Genomic DNA, 16,387 nt, shown 5'->3' with positions numbered 1-16,387 from the left:
TAGACGATGTCTCGAGTAGCTAAGATGCCAATCGCTGTCCCAGCTGGCGCCGAAGTGGCGATCACTGCAGCAGCGATCACGGTAAAAGGTCCATTGGGTACGCTGGTTCAGCCCCTTAATGGCCTGGTAAAGGTTGAAAACAATGGCGGCACCCTGACGTTTGACGTAGTCAACGACAGCCGTGAGTCGAATGCGATGTCCGGCACCTTGCGTGCCCTGGTCAACAACATGGTAAATGGTGTGACCAAAGGCTTTGAGAAGAAACTGACGCTGGTCGGCGTGGGCTACAAAGCCCAGGCTGCCGGTGACAAGCTCAATCTCTCGCTGGGTTTCTCGCATCCGGTCGCGCATGCAATGCCGGCTGGCGTCACCGTCACCACCCCGACCCCGACTGAGATCCTGATCAAAGGGATCGACCGTCAGCAGGTTGGCCAGGTTGCCGCTGAAGTGCGTGCTTACCGCTCCCCTGAGCCTTATAAAGGCAAGGGCGTTCGCTATGCGGACGAAGTGGTTAAGCTTAAAGAAACCAAGAAGAAATAATAAGGCTGACCATGGACAAGAAAGAATCACGTCTGCGTCGTGGACGCCAGACCCGCATCAAAATTGCGGAGATGAAAGTAAATCGCTTGTCGGTACATCGTACCAACCTGCACATTTACGCCAACCTGATCAGCCCGGACGCGAAGATCCTGGTTTCGGCCTCGACCGCCGAAGCCGAAGTGCGCGCCGAACTGGCAGGCAAGTCCGGCAAGGGTGGCAATGCCGCCGCTGCCGCACTGGTCGGCAAGCGCGTCGCCGAGAAAGCACTGAAAGCAGGGATTACCGAAGTTGCGTTTGACCGCTCCGGTTTCCGTTACCACGGCCGTGTGAAGGCGTTGGCAGAAGCCGCGCGTGAAGCCGGTCTGAAGTTCTAAGGAAGAATCGTCATGGCAAAAATGCAAGCGAAAATGCAAAGCGACAAGCCGGATGATGGCATGCGCGAAAAGATGATCGCGATCAACCGTGTGACCAAAGTGGTCAAGGGTGGTCGGATCATGGGTTTTGCCGCACTGACCGTCGTCGGTGACGGCGACGGCCGCATCGGCATGGGCAAGGGTAAGTCGAAAGAAGTTCCAGTCGGTGTGCAAAAGGCAATGGAAGAAGCCCGTCGCAACCTGATCAAGGTTCCTCTCAAGAACGGTACCCTGCATCACACCGTTTCCGGCCAGCACGGCGCATCGAAAGTAATGATGATGCCTGCCAAGCCTGGTACTGGCGTTATCGCCGGCGGCGCAATGCGCGCGATCTTTGAAGTAATGGGCGTGACGGACGTGGTGGCGAAATCCACCGGCTCGTCGAATCCTTACAACCTGGTGCGTGCTACGTTGAACGGTTTGTCGAAAATGAGTACTGCTTCCGACATCGCTGCCAAGCGCGGCAAGTCGGTTGAAGATATCCTCGCTTAAGGTGAACAAGATGACACAAGCTACTGGTAACAAACCCACCGTCAAAGTTCAGTTGGTCATGGGCCTGATCGGCACGCGCGAATCGCATCGCGCTACCGTTCGCGGCCTGGGTCTGCGCCGCGTCAACTCGGTTTCCGAGCTGGAAGACACCCCATCGGTGCGCGGCATGATCAACAAAGTCTCGTACCTCGTTAAAGTTGTCGCGTAAGCCTTCGGGCTTATTCGAACGGAGAAATTCATGGAATTGAATACAATTCAACCAGCTGAAGGCGCCAAGCATTACAAGCGTCGCGTAGGCCGTGGTATTGGCTCGGGCATCGGTAAAACCGCTGGCCGTGGTCACAAGGGTCAAAAGTCGCGTTCGGGCGGTTTCCACAAAGTCGGTTTCGAAGGCGGTCAGATGCCTTTGCAGCGCCGTCTGCCTAAGCGTGGTTTCAAGTCGCTCAATGCAACGTTCAAAGCGGAAGTTCGCCTGTCGGACCTGAATAACCTGGCGGTCGGCGATGTCGACATCCTGGTGCTCAAGCAAGCTGGCATCCTGCAAGTGCTGGCGCGCGATGTGCGCGTCATCCTGTCCGGCGAGATCACCAAAGCGGTGAACCTCAAGGGCTTGAAAGTGACTGCAGGCGCGAAAGCGGCAATTGAAGCTGCTGGCGGCTCGGTAGCCTGAGTTGGCTAACGGCTTGATCGGAGCACAAATTGGCGACTAATTCACAACTTGGTAAGAGTGCGGCAGCTGGCTTCCCTTGGGGTCGGCTCTGGTTTTTGCTTGGCGCGTTGGTCGTGTACCGTATCGGTGCGCACATCCCGGTTCCCGGGATTGACCCGGTACAACTGGCAGCGCTGTTCAAGCAGAACGAAGGCGGCATCCTGGGCATGTTCAACATGTTCTCGGGCGGCGCGCTGGAGCGTTTCACCGTATTTGCGCTCGGTATCATGCCTTACATTTCGGCCTCGATCATCATGCAGCTGGTGTCGATCGTTTCGCCGACGATGGAAGCGCTGAAGAAGGAAGGCGAAGCAGGACGCCGGAAGATCACCCAGTACACCCGGTATTTCACGGTGGCGCTGGCGTTGTTCCAGGCATTCGGCATTGCTGTGGCGCTCGAGTCGCAAGCGGGCCTGGTACTTGATCCTGGCATGGCGTTTCGTTTCGTGACAGTGGTAACACTGCTGACCGGCACCATGTTCTTGATGTGGCTGGGTGAGCAGATTACCGAACGCGGTCTTGGTAACGGTATTTCGATTATTATTTTTGCAGGTATTGCGGCCGGTCTGCCGTCGGCGCTGGGTGGCTTGTTCACCTTGATTTCGAACGGTTCGATCAGCAGTCTTGCAGCGATCTTTATCATCCTGCTGGTGGTGTTGGTAACGTACTTCGTGGTGTTTGTCGAACGTGGCCAGCGCAAGATTTTGGTCAACTATGCGAAGCGCCAGGTCGGCAACAAGGTCTATGGCGGTCAAACCAGCCACTTGCCGTTGAAGCTGAACATGGCCGGCGTGATCCCGCCGATCTTCGCGTCGTCGATCATCCTGTTCCCGGCGACCATCGTGGATTGGTTCACGAAGGGTAAAGACAGCAGCAGCCCGTTCATCGGGTTCTTGAAAGACCTGGCGGCATCGATGGGTCCTGGTGAGCCTATCCATGCGCTGTTGTATGCAGTAGCAATCGTATTTTTCTGTTTCTTCTATACAGCGCTGGTATTTAACAGCAAGGAAACAGCGGATAACTTGAAGAAGAGTGGCGCGTTCGTGCCGGGGATTCGTCCCGGCGACCAGACCGCCCGCTACATCGACAAGATTCTGATGCGGTTGACGTTGGCCGGCGCGGTGTACATCACCCTCGTGTGTTTGTTGCCGGAATTTATGCAAGCCCAATGGAAGGTACCGTTTTATTTTGGTGGTACTTCCCTGTTGATTATTGTGGTTGTCACCATGGACTTCATGGCTCAAGTACAAAACTACGTCATGTCGCAGCAATATGAATCGCTGCTGCGCAAGGCAAATTTCAAGGGCGGAATTCCGACGCGATAAGCGCCCAGGAGTGCACAGACCGAATGGCAAAAGACGACGTCATACAAATGCAGGGGGAGATTCTTGAGAATCTGCCTAACGCTACATTTCGAGTAAAGCTGGAAAACGGCCACGTGGTGCTCGGACATATTTCGGGTAAAATGCGGATGAATTACATTCGCATCTTGCCTGGCGACAAGGTGACGGTGGAGTTGACGCCGTACGACTTGAGCCGGGCCCGGATTGTGTTCCGTACCAAGTAAGATTAAAAATCGAACCAATCTAAAGAGAGTGCAAATATGAAAGTTCTCGCATCAGTCAAGCGGATCTGCCGCAACTGCAAGATCATCAAGCGCAAAGGCGTTGTCCGCGTAATCTGCGTGGAACCGCGTCACAAGCAGCGTCAAGGTTAATTTAACGTTATTTATTTGAGGAATAACGAATGGCACGTATTGCAGGGGTAAACATCCCAAATCATCAGCACACTGTTATTGGCCTTACGGCGATCTACGGTGTTGGACGTCCACGCTCGCAGAAGATTTGCGACGCGACCGGTGTTGCGACGAATAAAAAAGTCAAGGACCTGGACGATAACGAACTCGAGAAGCTGCGTGACGAAGTCGCGAAGTTTGTCGTAGAAGGCGATCTGCGCCGTGAGCTGTCCATGAACATCAAGCGTTTGATGGATCTGGGTTGCTACCGCGGTATGCGTCACCGGAAGGGCCTGCCTTGCCGCGGCCAGCGTACACGCACCAACGCCCGCACCCGCAAAGGTCCGCGCAAGGCTGCTCAATCGCTTAAGAAATAACTAGGAAACAAATATGGCTAAGCAACAAAGCAGCGCCGCAGCAGCGCGCGTACGCAAAAAAGTTAAGAAGAACGTCGCTGAAGGCATCGCGCATGTCCACGCATCGTTCAACAACACCATCATTACGATCACCGATCGCCAGGGCAACGCCCTGTCGTGGGCGACGTCCGGCGGTGCAGGCTTCAAGGGTTCGCGTAAATCGACCCCGTTCGCAGCGCAGGTTGCGGCTGAAGCTGCAGGCAAGGTCGCTGTTGAGTGCGGCGTGAAGAACCTCGAAGTACGCATCAAGGGCCCAGGTCCTGGTCGTGAGTCGGCAGTTCGCGCTTTGAACAACCTGGGTATCAAGATCACCGAAATCCAGGACGTGACGCCGGTGCCGCACAACGGTTGCCGTCCACCGAAGCGTCGTCGTATCTAATACGCCGCACTTCGCTGAAAAGATCGCCGGTGCAGTTCCCGAATAGGGTATACTGCCCGGCTGTCGTCGCCTGTCGCGCATGTGCGCCGGGTATTGAAGCCACCGTCCGGACTACAGCAGATTCGGACTAGCGCCTGCCGCATCTTTTAATAAAGGTGTCCTCGGGGCGTGATCATTAAATAAAAGGAAGCATCGTGGCACGTTATATCGGACCTAAAGCAAAATTGTCCCGCCGTGAAGGTACGGACCTGTTTCTCAAGAGCGCACGTCGTTCGCTCGATTCGAAATGCAAACTGGACGTCAAGCCAGGTCAGCACGGTGTCAAATCGGGCGCCCGCACTTCGGACTACGGTAACCAGCTGCGCGAGAAGCAAAAAGTCAAGCGCATGTACGGCATCCTCGAGCGCCAGTTCCGCCGCTATTTCGCCGAAGCGAACCGCCGCAAGGGCAATACCGGCGAAACGCTGCTGCGTTTGCTGGAAGCGCGCCTCGACAACGTCTGCTACCGGATGGGCTTTGGTTCGACCCGCGCCGAAGCGCGCCAGTTGGTCAGCCACAAAGCGTTCACCGTGAACGGCAACGTTGTCAATATCGCTTCGTATTCGGTCAAGACCGGCGACATCATCGCTGTGCGCGAAAAGTCGAAGAAGCAAGTGCGTATCCTCGAAGCACTTTCGCTGGCGGAACAAATTGGTATGCCAAGCTGGGTGTCGGTCGATTCGAAGAAGATGGAAGGCACTTTCCGTTCGTTCCCAGAGCGTAACGAAATCGCCAACGACGTCAACGAAGCGCTGATCGTCGAGCTGTACTCGCGTTAATAGCGGCAGTTTCTAGCTTTGCCGTAGTCGTATTTCCGCCCGCTCCACAAGGAGCGGGCGTTTTCACTAATGCCATCAGCCTTATCGGCGTAACGAGCCGAGGGTATTGAAAAGGACATTTCATGCAAAACAGTTTGTTGAAGCCACGTATTATCGATGTTGAATCCCTCGGTGCCGGTCACGCCAAAGTCGTGATGGAGCCGTTCGAGCGTGGCTATGGCCACACATTGGGTAACGCGTTGCGTCGTGTGCTGCTGTCGTCGATGGTCGGCTACGCGCCTACCGAAGTGACGATCGCTGGCGTTGTGCACGAATATTCGTCGTTGGACGGCGTGCAGGAAGACGTCGTCGACCTGTTGCTGAACCTGAAGGGCGTTGTGTTCAAAGTGCACAACCGTGATTCGGTCACGTTAACGTTGAAAAAGGAAGGCGAGGGCGCGATCCTGGCATCCGATATCGACCTGCCGCATGACGTCGAGCTGATCAACCCGGACCACGTGATCGCTCACCTGACCGCCGGCGGCAAGCTCGACATGCAGATCAAGGTCGAAAAGGGCCGTGGTTATGTTCCGGGCAACGTGCGTCGCCTGTCCGAAGACACCAACAAGACGATCGGCCGGATTATCCTGGACGCGTCGTTTTCGCCGGTGCGCCGGGTATCGTACTTCGTTGAATCGGCCCGTGTCGAACAGCGTACCGACCTCGACAAGCTGGTCATCAACATCGAAACGAACGGCGTGATCACGCCCGAAGAGGCGATCCGCCAGTCGGCCCGTGTACTGGTCGATCAGCTCAACGTATTTGCCGCGCTGGAAGGCACGGAAGCGGCCGCCGAAGCGCCATCGCGCGCCCCGCTGGTCGATCCGATCCTGCTGCGTCCGGTCGACGACCTCGAGCTGACGGTGCGCTCGGCCAATTGTCTCAAGGCCGAAAACATCTACTACATCGGCGACCTGATCCAGCGTTCGGAAAACGAACTGCTGAAGACGCCGAACCTAGGCCGCAAGTCGCTCAACGAAATCAAGGAAGTGCTCGCTTCGCGCGGCTTGACCTTGGGCATGAAGTTGGAAAACTGGCCGCCTGCCGGGCTTGAGAAGTAAAAACATATTTTGCAGCATCTGGCCGGGCGCTGTGCCCGGTTGGCATTTTTTAACTTTTTTTAAAACCGGTCCGCGGCGATTCAATCACCGATCGAAGAACTGGAATAAAAACACTCGAAAGGAATTACCATGCGTCACCGTCACGGCCTTCGCAAGCTGAACCGTACCTCGTCCCACCGTCTTGCCATGCTGCGCAACATGACTGTTTCCCTGCTGCGTCATGAAGCCATCAAGACCACCCTTCCTAAAGCCAAGGAACTGCGTAAAGTGATCGAGCCGATCTTGACTATGGGCAAGACCGACACCCTGGCCAACAAGCGCCTGGCATTCGCCCGCCTGCGTGACCGCGAAATGGTGCTGAAGCTGTTCGCTGAACTCGGCCCACGCTATGCAAACCGCAACGGCGGCTACCTGCGCATCCTGAAAATGGGTTTCCGCGTTGGCGACAATGCCCCGATGTGCTACGTCGAACTGATGGACCGCCCAGAAGTCACCGATGTGGAAGATGCCGTAACGGCCGAGTAATCAGCGCGCTCATCGTCACTATCATCGTTACAATCAAAGCCAGGCCTAGCCTGGCTTTTTGTTTTTTACAGCCGCGCAAAGAGTGGCCCGGCGTGAAGCGTGGCACGGGTGTACTATGCTGGCTGCGCCCGGAAGGACGGGCAAGCGTTAAAATTTACAGGAAAATCATGGCCAGTGTTTCGACCCGTTCCGCCAATGCCAGTTCGCCGTTGGCGGGGCTGTTGCGCGTATTTGCGCCGTTATTTGCGCCGTTATTTACGCTGTTGCTGCTCGCGGCGATGCTGGTCCCCGGCCACACCAAAGCCGCCGACGACTACCTCGAACCCGGTGCTGCTTTCAAATTTTCTGCCCGCATGATAGATGCCGGCACGGTCGCCGTTACCTACGAGATCGCTGACGGTTACTACATGTACCGCGAGCGTTTTAAATTTACGGCCGAGTCCGCGACCTTGGGCAACCCCAGCTTCCCGGCGGGTAAAGTCAAATTCGACGACACCTTTCAAAAAAACGTCGAAACCTACCGCCATTCGGTAACGATCACGATTCCCGTCCAGGCGCCGGGCCTGTTCACGTTAAACGCGACGTCGCAGGGCTGCGCCGACGCCGGCCTGTGCTATGCGCCGCAAGACGCCAGCGCGCGCCTGATGGGCAGTACCGTTGCGCTCAGCACGCCTGCCCAGGCGACGTCGATCGGCGCGCCGGCAGCCGCACCTGCGATGAGCCTGCCCCCGGCGATCAGCGCCGGCATGCCCGCGACCTCTGCCACCGCCGCCGCCGCTATGACCCCTGCCGCCAGGCCGTCCGAGCTGGGCGGCATCACTGCGGTGCTGGCTGGCGGCAAGCTGCTTGCCATCATCCCGGCCTTCATCCTGCTCGGCCTCGGCCTGGCCTTCACGCCCTGCGTGCTGCCGATGGTGCCGATCCTGTCGTCGATCATCGTCGGCGAAGGCGCCCAAGTCAGGCGCTCGCGCGGTTTGCTGTTGTCAAGCACCTACGCGCTCGGCATGGCACTGGTCTACACCTCGCTGGGCGTCGCGGCCGGGCTGCTCGGCGAAGGGCTGGCGGCGGCGCTGCAAAATCCGTGGGTGCTGGGCAGCTTCGGCATCCTGATCGTCGCGATGGCGCTGTCGATGTTCGGCGTCTACCAGTTGCAAGTGCCGGCCGCGCTGCAGACCCGGCTGGCTATGGCGTCGGGCCGCCAGGCGTCCGGCAAGCTGGCCGGCGTGTTTGCCATGGGCGCCATTTCGGCCCTGATCGTCGGCCCGTGCGTGGCGGCGCCGCTGGCCGGCGCCCTGGTCTATATCAGCCAGACCCGCGACGTCATCATCGGCGGCGCCGCACTATTTGCGATGGCGATCGGCATGAGCGTCCCGCTGCTGCTGGTGGGCGTGTCGGCCGGCTCGCTGCTGCCGCGCGCCGGCGCCTGGATGGATGCGGTCAAGCGTTTCTTCGGCGTGCTGATGCTGGCGATGGCGATCTGGCTGGTGTCGCCAGTGCTGCCGGCGCTGCTGCAGATGGCGCTGTGGGCGGCGCTCCTGATGGGCTACGGTTTCTACCTGATGCGCCCGGCGCGCCACTGGGGCGCCACCGCCCTGGGCGCGCTCTTCGCCGTGCTCGGCATACTGCAGCTGATCGGCCTGGCCGGCGGCGGGCGCGATCCGCTGGCGCCGCTGGCCAGTCTCGGCGGCGCGGCGCAGGCGCACGGCTTGCAGTTTGCGCGCGTCAAGACAGTGGCCGATCTCGACGCCGCGCTGGCACGCACCGGCGGCAAGACCGCCTTGCTCGACTTCTACGCCGACTGGTGCGTCTCGTGCAAGGAAATGGAAAAACTGACGTTTGTCGATCCCGCCGTCAAAGCCCGATTGGCCGACAGCGTGCTGATGCAGGTCGACGTCACCGCCAACGACGCCGACGACAAGGCCATGCTCAAGCGTTTTAATTTGTTCGGGCCGCCCGGCATCATCATGTTCGATGGGCGCGGCCAGGAGATCCCCGACAGCCGCGTCATCGGCTACCAAAACAGCGTCAAATTCGCCGCCTCGCTGGAGCGGCTGAAGTAGTTGGCGACGAGTCAGTGCGGCATCACGCCTTTCATCTCCGTCATCGCTGCGCCGTCGTGGTGGCCGCCACGATGGCTACCGCCGTGCATGGTGGCGGTGTCGAACGCCTTCTTCTGCGGCGGCGTCAGCACCGCATAAAACGTGTTCAGCGCGGCCAGGTGCGATTCCATCGCGGCGGTGTGCTGCTTGGCCATGCCGAGCATCTTCTCCATGCGGGCCGGCGCCGGCAGCATGGCCCAGGCGGCGCGCTCGCCGTGCTGGTCCATCGCCATTTCGGCGGCCGGCTTGATGGCCGACTGGTAAGCCGCCCAAGCCGGTTCCTGCGCCGCCGTTAGCTGCAGCGCTTCATGAATTTTTGCCTGGCGCCTGGCCATGTACTCGCCCCATTTGGCCATCCGCTCCTGCTGGGTGGCGGCGTTCGCATGACGTCCTTCCGGCGCGGTCGGCTGCGCCTGTGCGGCGAGCGCCGTGCTGCCGATGCCGAGCACGGTCAAGGCGATCAAGACCTGCTTGTGTAATGTGTTCATGGTTGAATCCTTTGAGCGTTAAGTAGGTATGTGCATTGCAAGTACTCACTGCACATGTTGATCATCTGCCTCCAGTGTTTCCGCCGCGTGTACGCTGCCGCACACTTTGTATCAATATGTTTCGACTCCGATGGTATACACATGCCGATACAAATAGGCTGTTCAGGGCTGCTTTTACTGGCGATAATCGCGTATGGATACTCTTTCTACCATTCTGATCGTCGACGACGACCGCGACATCCGCTCCCTGCTGGCCGACTACCTCGAGTCGAACGGCTATCGCGCGCTGGCCGCGGCCGATGGGCAGGCGATGTGGAAAATACTTGACGAAGCACGGCCCGACCTGATCGTGCTGGACCTGAACCTGCCGGGCGACGACGGCCTGACCCTGTGCCGCAAGCTGCGCGCGCACTCGACCCTGCCGGTCATCATGCTCACGGCGCGCAACGAGCCGCTCGACCGCATCCTCGGCCTCGAAATGGGCGCCGACGACTACCTGCCCAAGCCGTTCGAGCCGCGCGAACTGCTGGCGCGCATTCGCAGCGTGCTGCGGCGCAGCCATGCGATGCCGTCCAATACGCCGTCCGACAACGCCCAACAGATGAAGTTTTCGGGCTGGACGCTGGACCTGACGGCGCGCCACCTGCTCAACCCCGACGGCATCGTCATCATGCTCTCGGGCGCCGAGTTCCGTCTGCTGCGCGTCTTTCTTGAACATCCCAACCGGGTACTCAACCGCGACCAGCTGCTGAACCTGACCCAGGGCCGCGACGCCGATCCGTTCGATCGCTCGATCGACATCCAGATCAGCCGCCTGCGCCAGAAGCTGGGCGAAGACGCGCGCCTGCCCCAGATCATCAAGACAGTACGCAACGGCGGCTACGTGCTGGCCGGCCAGGTGACGGTGGTGCCGTCCGCATGAAAGCATTTTTCGGCTCGATGACGGGCCGCGTCTTCCTTACCCTGCTGCTCGGTATCGTGCTGTCGGCCGCGCTGACGCAGTGGCTGGCCGACGCCGAACGCCAGCGCGTGATCGAAGACTTTCGCGACCTGCACGCGCTGGAGCGCTCGGAGCAGCTGATCATGGCCACCGAAGTGGTGCCGGCGTCGGCCCGGCTGGCCTACCTGGCGGTGGCCAACCGGCCCGGCATCCGGCTCGAGGAAATCGCCAGCCCGCTGCCGCGCGCGCAGGCGCTGTCGCAATTTGCCGCCGCGCTGGCGCAGCGCCTGGGGCCTGCCTACATGCTCGAGTCGATTGCCGCCCGCCCGCACGCCTGCGACGTGCCGCGCACCCAGTCGACCATGTTCGGACCGACCCAGGCGCAGTGGCGTGGTGCCTGCGAAGCGATCGACGTGCGCTTGCGCGACGGCGAATCGCTGCGCCTGTCGGTACTGCCGCCGCGCTCCTCGCTGATCGCCGGCAAGACCGACTTTTCCACCATTATCGGGCTGTTCCTGGTCAGTATCGCCGTCCTCGCCTACCTGGTTGCGCGCATGACCACCCGCCCGCTCGAGCAGCTGGCGCAGGCCGCCAAGGACCTCGGCAACGACATCAACCATCCGCCGCTGGCCTTGGCCGGCGCCAGCGAGATCCGCCAGGCCAGCGCCGCGTTCAACGCCATGCAGGCGCGCATCCGCCAGTACATCTTCCAGCGCACCCAGATGCTGGCGGCCATCACCCACGACCTGCAAACCCCGCTGACCCGCTTGCGCCTGCGGCTGGAAAAAGTGGCCGACGCCGAACTGCGCGAGCGCCTGGTGGGCGACCTGTCGGCGATGCAGGCGATGGTGCGCGAAGGGCTCGACCTGGCGCGCAGCATGGACACCACCGAAACCATGCAGGCCCTCGATTTCGATTCGCTGCTCGACAGCGTGTGCGCTGACGCCAGCGACGCCGGCCAGCAGGTCGAACTCAGCGGCCGTGCAGCGATGGCGTTGATGGGCCGGCCGATGGGCTTGCGGCGCTGCCTGGTCAACCTGATCGACAACGCCGTCAAGTACGGCCACCAGGCCGCTGTCAAGGTCGAGCGGGTGGCCGGCGCGGCGCGCATCCGCATCCGCGACGCCGGCCCCGGCATCGCCGAAGCCGAGCAGGCCAGGGTGTTCGAGCCGTTCTACCGGGTCGAGAGCTCGCGTTCGCGCGAATCGGGCGGCACCGGGCTGGGTCTGACGATCGCCCGCAACATCGCCGAGCAGCATGGCGGCACCCTCGCGCTGGCCAACCACCCCAACGGCGGCCTCGAAGTGACGCTGGTGCTGCCCGAGTATTACGCCGGAAAATGACGTACTGAACTCAATTAACAGGAACCGCCGTCCATCTGGGCGGCCATGAAAAATAGCATGCACAAGAAAAATATCGGCGTCATTGCCGCCGCTATCGCCATCATCGGCGCTACCGCCTGGTACCTGCAGGGCGGCGCCGAGCCGGCCAAATCCGCGGCCACGGCGAAAGGCGCCGGCCAGCCGCCGACCGCGGTCAACGTCGTCAAGCCGCAGCGCCAGGATGTGCCGGTCGTGCTGCAGTCAAACGGCAGCGTGACCCCGGTCAGCAGCGTCGAGCTGCATCCGCAGACCACCAGCACCATCCGCACCGTCCACATCAAGGAAGGCCAGTTCGTCAAGGCAGGCGAACTGATGTTCTCGCTCGACGACCGCGGCGACCGCGCCAACGTCGACAAGGCGCGCGCCCAGATCGCGCGCAACCAGGCGGCGCTGGCCGATGTCGAGCGCCAGTACAAGCGCAGCGAGGAACTGGTGGCGCAGAAGTTCCTGTCGCAAAGCGCGGTCGATACGCTGAAAAGCCAGGTCGAGGCGGCGCGCGCGTTGCTGGCGGCCGACCAGGCCGCGCTGCGCTCGACGAGCGTGTCGGCCAGCTACAACACGATCCGTGCGCCGATGGCGGGCCGGGTCGGCGCCATCAACGTGTTCCCGGGCAGCCTGGTGCAGCCGGCCACCGCGCTGACCTCGGTCACCCAGCTCGATCCGATCAATGTCGCCTTTACCTTGCCGGAAGCGGCGCTCGGCAAGCTGCTGGCGGCGCAGAAGAGCGGCGTGGTGCGGGTAGAGGCCAGCGCTGGCGACGCCGGCCAGGCCGTCACCGGCACGCTCAGCTTCATCGACAATGCGGTCGATCCGGTCGCCGGCACGATCCGCGTCAAGGCCCGCTTCGACAACCGCGACAGCAGCCTGTGGCCGGGCCAGTACGTCACCACCAAGGTGACGGTACAGACGCTGCCCAACGCGGTGGTGATCCCGCAGACGGCGATCATCACCAACACGCGCGGCACCTTCGTCTACGTCGTCGATGCCGACTTGGCGGCGCGCCAGGTGCCGGTCGAGCGCCTGCATGGGTTCGGGCTGAACGCGGCCGTCTCCGGCCTGGCCGGCGACGAGCAGGTCATTACCGAGGGCAAGCAGAACCTGCGCCCGGGCGGCAAAGTGAAACCGGCCGAACCGGCCGAACCGGCAGGCGCCACGCGCGTGGCCAGGAAGGATGCCCCGGCATGAACATCTCCGAACTGAGCATCCGGCGCCCGGTCATGGTGGTGCTGCTGTCGATCAGCCTGATCCTGGTCGGCATCCTGGCCTACCGCAGCATCCCGGTGGCGGCGCTGCCGAGCTATAACACGCCGGTCATCAACGTGTCGGCCAATCTGTCCGGCGCCAGCCCGGAAACCATGGCCTCATCGGTCGCGCTGCCGCTCGAGAAGCAGTTCTCGACGATTGCCGGGATCGACCTGATCACGTCCACCAGCACCCAGGGCCAGACCTCGCTGACGCTCGAGTTCAACCCCAGCATCGACGTCAACGTCGCCGCCATCGACGTCCAGGCCGCGCTGCTCGGCGCCCAGCGCCAGCTGCCGCAGGAGATGACGGAGCTGCCGTCCTACCGCAAGGTCAACCCGGCCGATGCGCCGGTGCTGTTCATGACCATGACGTCGCCCTCGCTGAGCCTGTCGGAGCTGAACGACTACGCCGAAAACCTGATCGCGCCAAGCCTGTCGACCTTGCCCGGCGTGGCGCAGGTCAGCGTCAACGGCCAGAAGCGCTTCGCGGTGCGGGTGCGCGCCAAGGCCGACCTGATGAACGCGCGTAACCTGTCGATGGACGAACTGGCGATCGCGCTGCGCGCTGCCAACTCGAATTCGCCGCTCGGCATCCTCGACGGCCCGCGCCAGACCCTGACCATCCAGGGCAATGCCCAGCTGATGAAGGCCGCCGAGTTTGCCGAACTGATCGTCGCCAACCGCAATGGCGAAGCGGTGCGCCTGAAAGACGTCGCCACCGTCGAGGATAGCTTCCAGTCGGTCAAGACTGCCGGCAGCTACAACGGCGAGCGCTCGATCGTGCTGCTGGTGCAGCGCCAGCCGAATGCCAACACGGTGCAGGTGGTCGACGCGGTGCGCGAGCTGCTGCCGCGCTTCCAGTCGCAGGTGCCGGCCTCGATCAAGATCAACCTGGTCAACGACCGCTCGGTGTCGATCCGCGAAGCGATCCACGACGTCAACCTGACACTGGCGCTGACGGTGGCGCTGGTGGTGCTGGTGATTTTCCTGTTCCTGCACCGCGCCTCCGCCACCTTCATTCCGGCGGTGACGATGCCGATCTCGCTGCTTGGCGCCATCGCGCTGCTCAACTGGCTCGGTTACAGTCTCAACAACGTCTCGCTGCTCGGCATCACGCTGGCGGTCGGGCTGGTGGTCGACGACGCCATCGTGGTGCTGGAAAATATCGTGCGCCACATCGAGATGGGCAAGAAGCCGCTCGACGCCGCGCTGGTCGGCTCGAAGGAAATGGGTTTTACCATCGTCTCGATCTCGATCTCGCTGGTGGCCGTGTTCATCCCGATCTTCTTCATGCCGGGCGTGATCGGCCTGCTGTTTCACGAATTCGCGGTGGTGGTCGGGCTGGCGATCCTGGTCTCGGCGATTGTCTCGCTGACGCTGGTGCCGATGCTCGCCAGCCGCCTGCTGCCGGCCCACGTCGACAACGGCGAAGGCGAAAAGAGTTTCATCGGGCGCCACTTCGAAGCCGGCTTCACGCGCGTTCGCAACGGCTACGCGCGCTCGCTCGACACCGCGCTGGCGCACCGCAGCGTGGTGCTGCTCATTGCACTGGGCACCCTGGCATTGTCGGTGGTGCTGTACGTGACGATCCCGAAAGGCTTCTTCCCCGAAGAAGACCTGGGCCAGATCCGGGTCACCACGGAAGCTGCCGAAGACACCTCATCGGCCGCGCTGCTCGAGCTGCAGGAAAAAGTGGTGGCGGTGCTGATGGCCGATCCGGCCGTCAAGGACGTGACGTCGTTTACGGGCGGCGGCAACAGCGGACGCATGTTCCTGGTGCTCAAGCCGCGCGCCGAGCGCGACAAGATGGCGCAAGTGCTCGACCGCGTGCGCCGCGCCACCCGCGCCATTCCCGGCATCGCGGTGTACCTCAGCCCGATCCAGAACCTGCAGCTGGGTGGGCGGCCCAGCAAGAGCCGCTACCAGTACACGCTGCAAAGCGTCAGTTCCGATTCGCTCGGCGAGTGGGCCGCCAAGTTCCAGCAGGCGATGCGCAACGACCCCAGCTTCCGCGACGTCACCAGCGATTCGCAAAACAGCGGCCTGCAGGCCCAGCTCAGGATCGACCGCGACAAAGCCAACGTGCTGGGGGTCCAGATGGCCGACGTGCGCACCGCGCTGTACGCCGCCTTTGGCGAGCGCCAGGTGTCGACCATCTACGCGCCGGCCGCCAGCTACAACGTGATCCTCGAGGCAGACCTGGGCGATCGCCAGTTTGACGATGCGCTCGCGCGCGTGTCGGTGCGCAGCAAACAAGGCGCGCTGGTGCAGCTGTCCTCGTTCGCGCGGGTCGAGCGCACGGTCGGCCCGATCTCGGTCAACCACCAGGGCCAGCTGCAGGCGATCACGCTGTCGTTCAATCTGGCGCCGGACGTGCCGCTGGGCGTGGCCACCGGCGCGATCGACAAGATGGGCCGCGACATGAAGCTGCCGCCGTCGATTATCACCAAGTACGGCGGCGACGCGGCCGTGTTCAAGGATTCGCAATCGAGCCAGATCATCCTGATCGTCGCCGCGCTGGGCGTCATTTATGTGCTGCTCGGGGTGCTCTACGAGAGCTACATCCATCCGCTGACGATCCTCGCCGGCCTGCCGTCGGCGGCGGTGGGGGCGCTGTTGACGCTGCGCCTGTTCGGCCTCGACCTGACCATGATCGCCATCATCGGCATCCTGATGCTGATCGGCATCGTCAAGAAAAACGCCATCATGATGATCGACTTCGCCCTCGACGCCCAGCGCAACCGCGGCATGGCGCCGGAGGCGGCGATCCGCGAAGCGTGCATTTTGCGTCTGCGGCCGATCCTGATGACCACGCTGGCCGCGCTGATGGGCGCGCTGCCGATCGCGCTGGGCCTGGGCGCCGGCGCCGAACTGCGCCAGCCGCTCGGCCTGGCGGTGGTCGGCGGCCTGCTGTTCTCGCAAGTGGTCACGCTGTACATCACGCCGGTGATTTACCTGTACCTGGACCGCTTCAGCGGCATCGGGCCGATGACCGACGTCCAGCTCAAGGAGTTCGACGCGGCGCGTTGATAGGTTGATACGTTGATACGTTGATACGTTGATGCGTTGATCGGCTGGCGGGGGAAAGCTTAGGCGAGGCTCAGCCG

At 61.7% G+C, this 16,387-nt stretch carries 19 protein-coding genes; 18 read left to right on the top strand and 1 reads right to left on the bottom strand.

Annotation, left to right across the window (positions count from 1 at the left end; all coding sequences use genetic code 11):
- Positions 1-6: 6 nt before the first annotated feature.
- The 14 genes from rplF (at position 7) to dsbD (ending at position 9,187) form a co-directional block, all read left to right on the top strand.
- Positions 7-540 carry a 50S ribosomal protein L6 gene (gene rplF, locus CR103_RS14745; RefSeq protein ID WP_099916725.1) on the top strand — a complete coding sequence of 178 codons (534 nt, stop codon included), beginning with the start codon at positions 7-9 and terminating at the stop codon, positions 538-540.
- Between the two features lie 11 nt (positions 541-551).
- A complete protein-coding gene (gene rplR, locus CR103_RS14740) occupies positions 552-914 on the top strand; it encodes a 50S ribosomal protein L18 (protein WP_099916724.1) in 363 nt (120 codons plus the stop codon).
- A gap of 12 nt (positions 915-926) precedes the next feature.
- Positions 927-1,445: a 30S ribosomal protein S5 gene (rpsE, locus tag CR103_RS14735; RefSeq protein ID WP_099916723.1), complete on the top strand. Its 519-nt coding sequence runs from the start codon at positions 927-929 to the stop codon at positions 1,443-1,445.
- Between the two features lie 10 nt (positions 1,446-1,455).
- On the top strand, positions 1,456-1,653 hold the full coding sequence (gene rpmD, locus CR103_RS14730; protein WP_099916754.1) for a 50S ribosomal protein L30: 198 nt from the start codon (positions 1,456-1,458) through the stop codon (positions 1,651-1,653).
- Between the two features lie 30 nt (positions 1,654-1,683).
- On the top strand, positions 1,684-2,115 hold the full coding sequence (gene rplO / locus CR103_RS14725) for a 50S ribosomal protein L15 (RefSeq protein ID WP_099916722.1): 432 nt from the start codon (positions 1,684-1,686) through the stop codon (positions 2,113-2,115).
- Between the two features lie 29 nt (positions 2,116-2,144).
- Positions 2,145-3,479 (top strand): preprotein translocase subunit SecY, encoded by a 1,335-nt coding sequence (gene secY, locus CR103_RS14720; protein WP_099916721.1) that lies wholly within the window; start codon positions 2,145-2,147, stop codon positions 3,477-3,479.
- 23 nt (positions 3,480-3,502) lie between these two features.
- A complete protein-coding gene (gene infA, locus CR103_RS14715; protein ID WP_005663428.1) occupies positions 3,503-3,721 on the top strand; it encodes a translation initiation factor IF-1 in 219 nt (72 codons plus the stop codon).
- Positions 3,722-3,757: 36 nt separating this feature from the next.
- On the top strand, positions 3,758-3,871 hold the full coding sequence (gene rpmJ, locus CR103_RS14710; RefSeq protein WP_010394471.1) for a 50S ribosomal protein L36: 114 nt from the start codon (positions 3,758-3,760) through the stop codon (positions 3,869-3,871).
- 29 nt (positions 3,872-3,900) lie between these two features.
- Positions 3,901-4,266, top strand: a complete 366-nt coding sequence (gene rpsM, locus CR103_RS14705) for a 30S ribosomal protein S13 (protein WP_099789589.1) — start codon at positions 3,901-3,903, stop codon at positions 4,264-4,266.
- A 13-nt stretch (positions 4,267-4,279) separates the two neighbouring features.
- Positions 4,280-4,684 (top strand): 30S ribosomal protein S11, encoded by a 405-nt coding sequence (gene rpsK / locus CR103_RS14700; protein ID WP_008444339.1) that lies wholly within the window; start codon positions 4,280-4,282, stop codon positions 4,682-4,684.
- Positions 4,685-4,878: 194 nt separating this feature from the next.
- Positions 4,879-5,502, top strand: a complete 624-nt coding sequence (rpsD, locus tag CR103_RS14695; RefSeq protein WP_099916720.1) for a 30S ribosomal protein S4 — start codon at positions 4,879-4,881, stop codon at positions 5,500-5,502.
- Between the two features lie 122 nt (positions 5,503-5,624).
- Positions 5,625-6,602: a DNA-directed RNA polymerase subunit alpha gene (locus CR103_RS14690; protein WP_099789594.1), complete on the top strand. Its 978-nt coding sequence runs from the start codon at positions 5,625-5,627 to the stop codon at positions 6,600-6,602.
- Positions 6,603-6,731: 129 nt separating this feature from the next.
- Positions 6,732-7,127, top strand: a complete 396-nt coding sequence (gene rplQ, locus CR103_RS14685) for a 50S ribosomal protein L17 (RefSeq protein ID WP_099916719.1) — start codon at positions 6,732-6,734, stop codon at positions 7,125-7,127.
- 167 nt (positions 7,128-7,294) lie between these two features.
- Complete coding sequence (dsbD, locus tag CR103_RS14680; protein WP_099916718.1) at positions 7,295-9,187, top strand: protein-disulfide reductase DsbD; 1,893 nt, start codon at positions 7,295-7,297, stop codon at positions 9,185-9,187.
- A gap of 11 nt (positions 9,188-9,198) precedes the next feature.
- Here the strand turns inward: dsbD and CR103_RS14675 are convergent, their stop codons facing one another.
- Positions 9,199-9,714, bottom strand: coding sequence for a Spy/CpxP family protein refolding chaperone (locus CR103_RS14675; protein WP_099916717.1), 516 nt, complete (start codon positions 9,712-9,714; stop codon positions 9,199-9,201).
- 193 nt (positions 9,715-9,907) lie between these two features.
- On the opposite strand from CR103_RS14675, the gene CR103_RS14670 reads away from it, so the two are divergent.
- Genes CR103_RS14670 through CR103_RS14655 form a run of 4 tightly spaced genes read left to right on the top strand, consistent with a single transcriptional unit; the run spans position 9,908 to position 16,310 of the window.
- Positions 9,908-10,636, top strand: a complete 729-nt coding sequence (locus tag CR103_RS14670) for a response regulator (protein WP_099916716.1) — start codon at positions 9,908-9,910, stop codon at positions 10,634-10,636.
- Positions 10,633-11,997 carry an ATP-binding protein gene (locus CR103_RS14665; protein ID WP_099916715.1) on the top strand — a complete coding sequence of 455 codons (1,365 nt, stop codon included), beginning with the start codon at positions 10,633-10,635 and terminating at the stop codon, positions 11,995-11,997. The genes CR103_RS14670 and CR103_RS14665 overlap by 4 nt, the downstream gene beginning before the upstream one ends.
- A gap of 57 nt (positions 11,998-12,054) precedes the next feature.
- Positions 12,055-13,221 (top strand): efflux RND transporter periplasmic adaptor subunit, encoded by a 1,167-nt coding sequence (locus CR103_RS14660; protein ID WP_099916753.1) that lies wholly within the window; start codon positions 12,055-12,057, stop codon positions 13,219-13,221.
- Entirely contained in the window at positions 13,218-16,310 is a 3,093-nt protein-coding gene (locus CR103_RS14655; RefSeq protein ID WP_099916714.1) for an efflux RND transporter permease subunit, read from the top strand. Before CR103_RS14660 ends, CR103_RS14655 begins: the two co-directional genes overlap by 4 nt.
- Positions 16,311-16,387 lie beyond the last annotated feature (77 nt).

The organism is Massilia psychrophila, from assembly GCF_002760665.1.
Lineage (GTDB): Bacteria > Pseudomonadota > Gammaproteobacteria > Burkholderiales > Burkholderiaceae_D > JAFCUW01.
The sequence above is the reverse complement of the archived record's forward strand: the minus strand, read 5'-3'. Positions and strand labels throughout refer to the sequence as shown.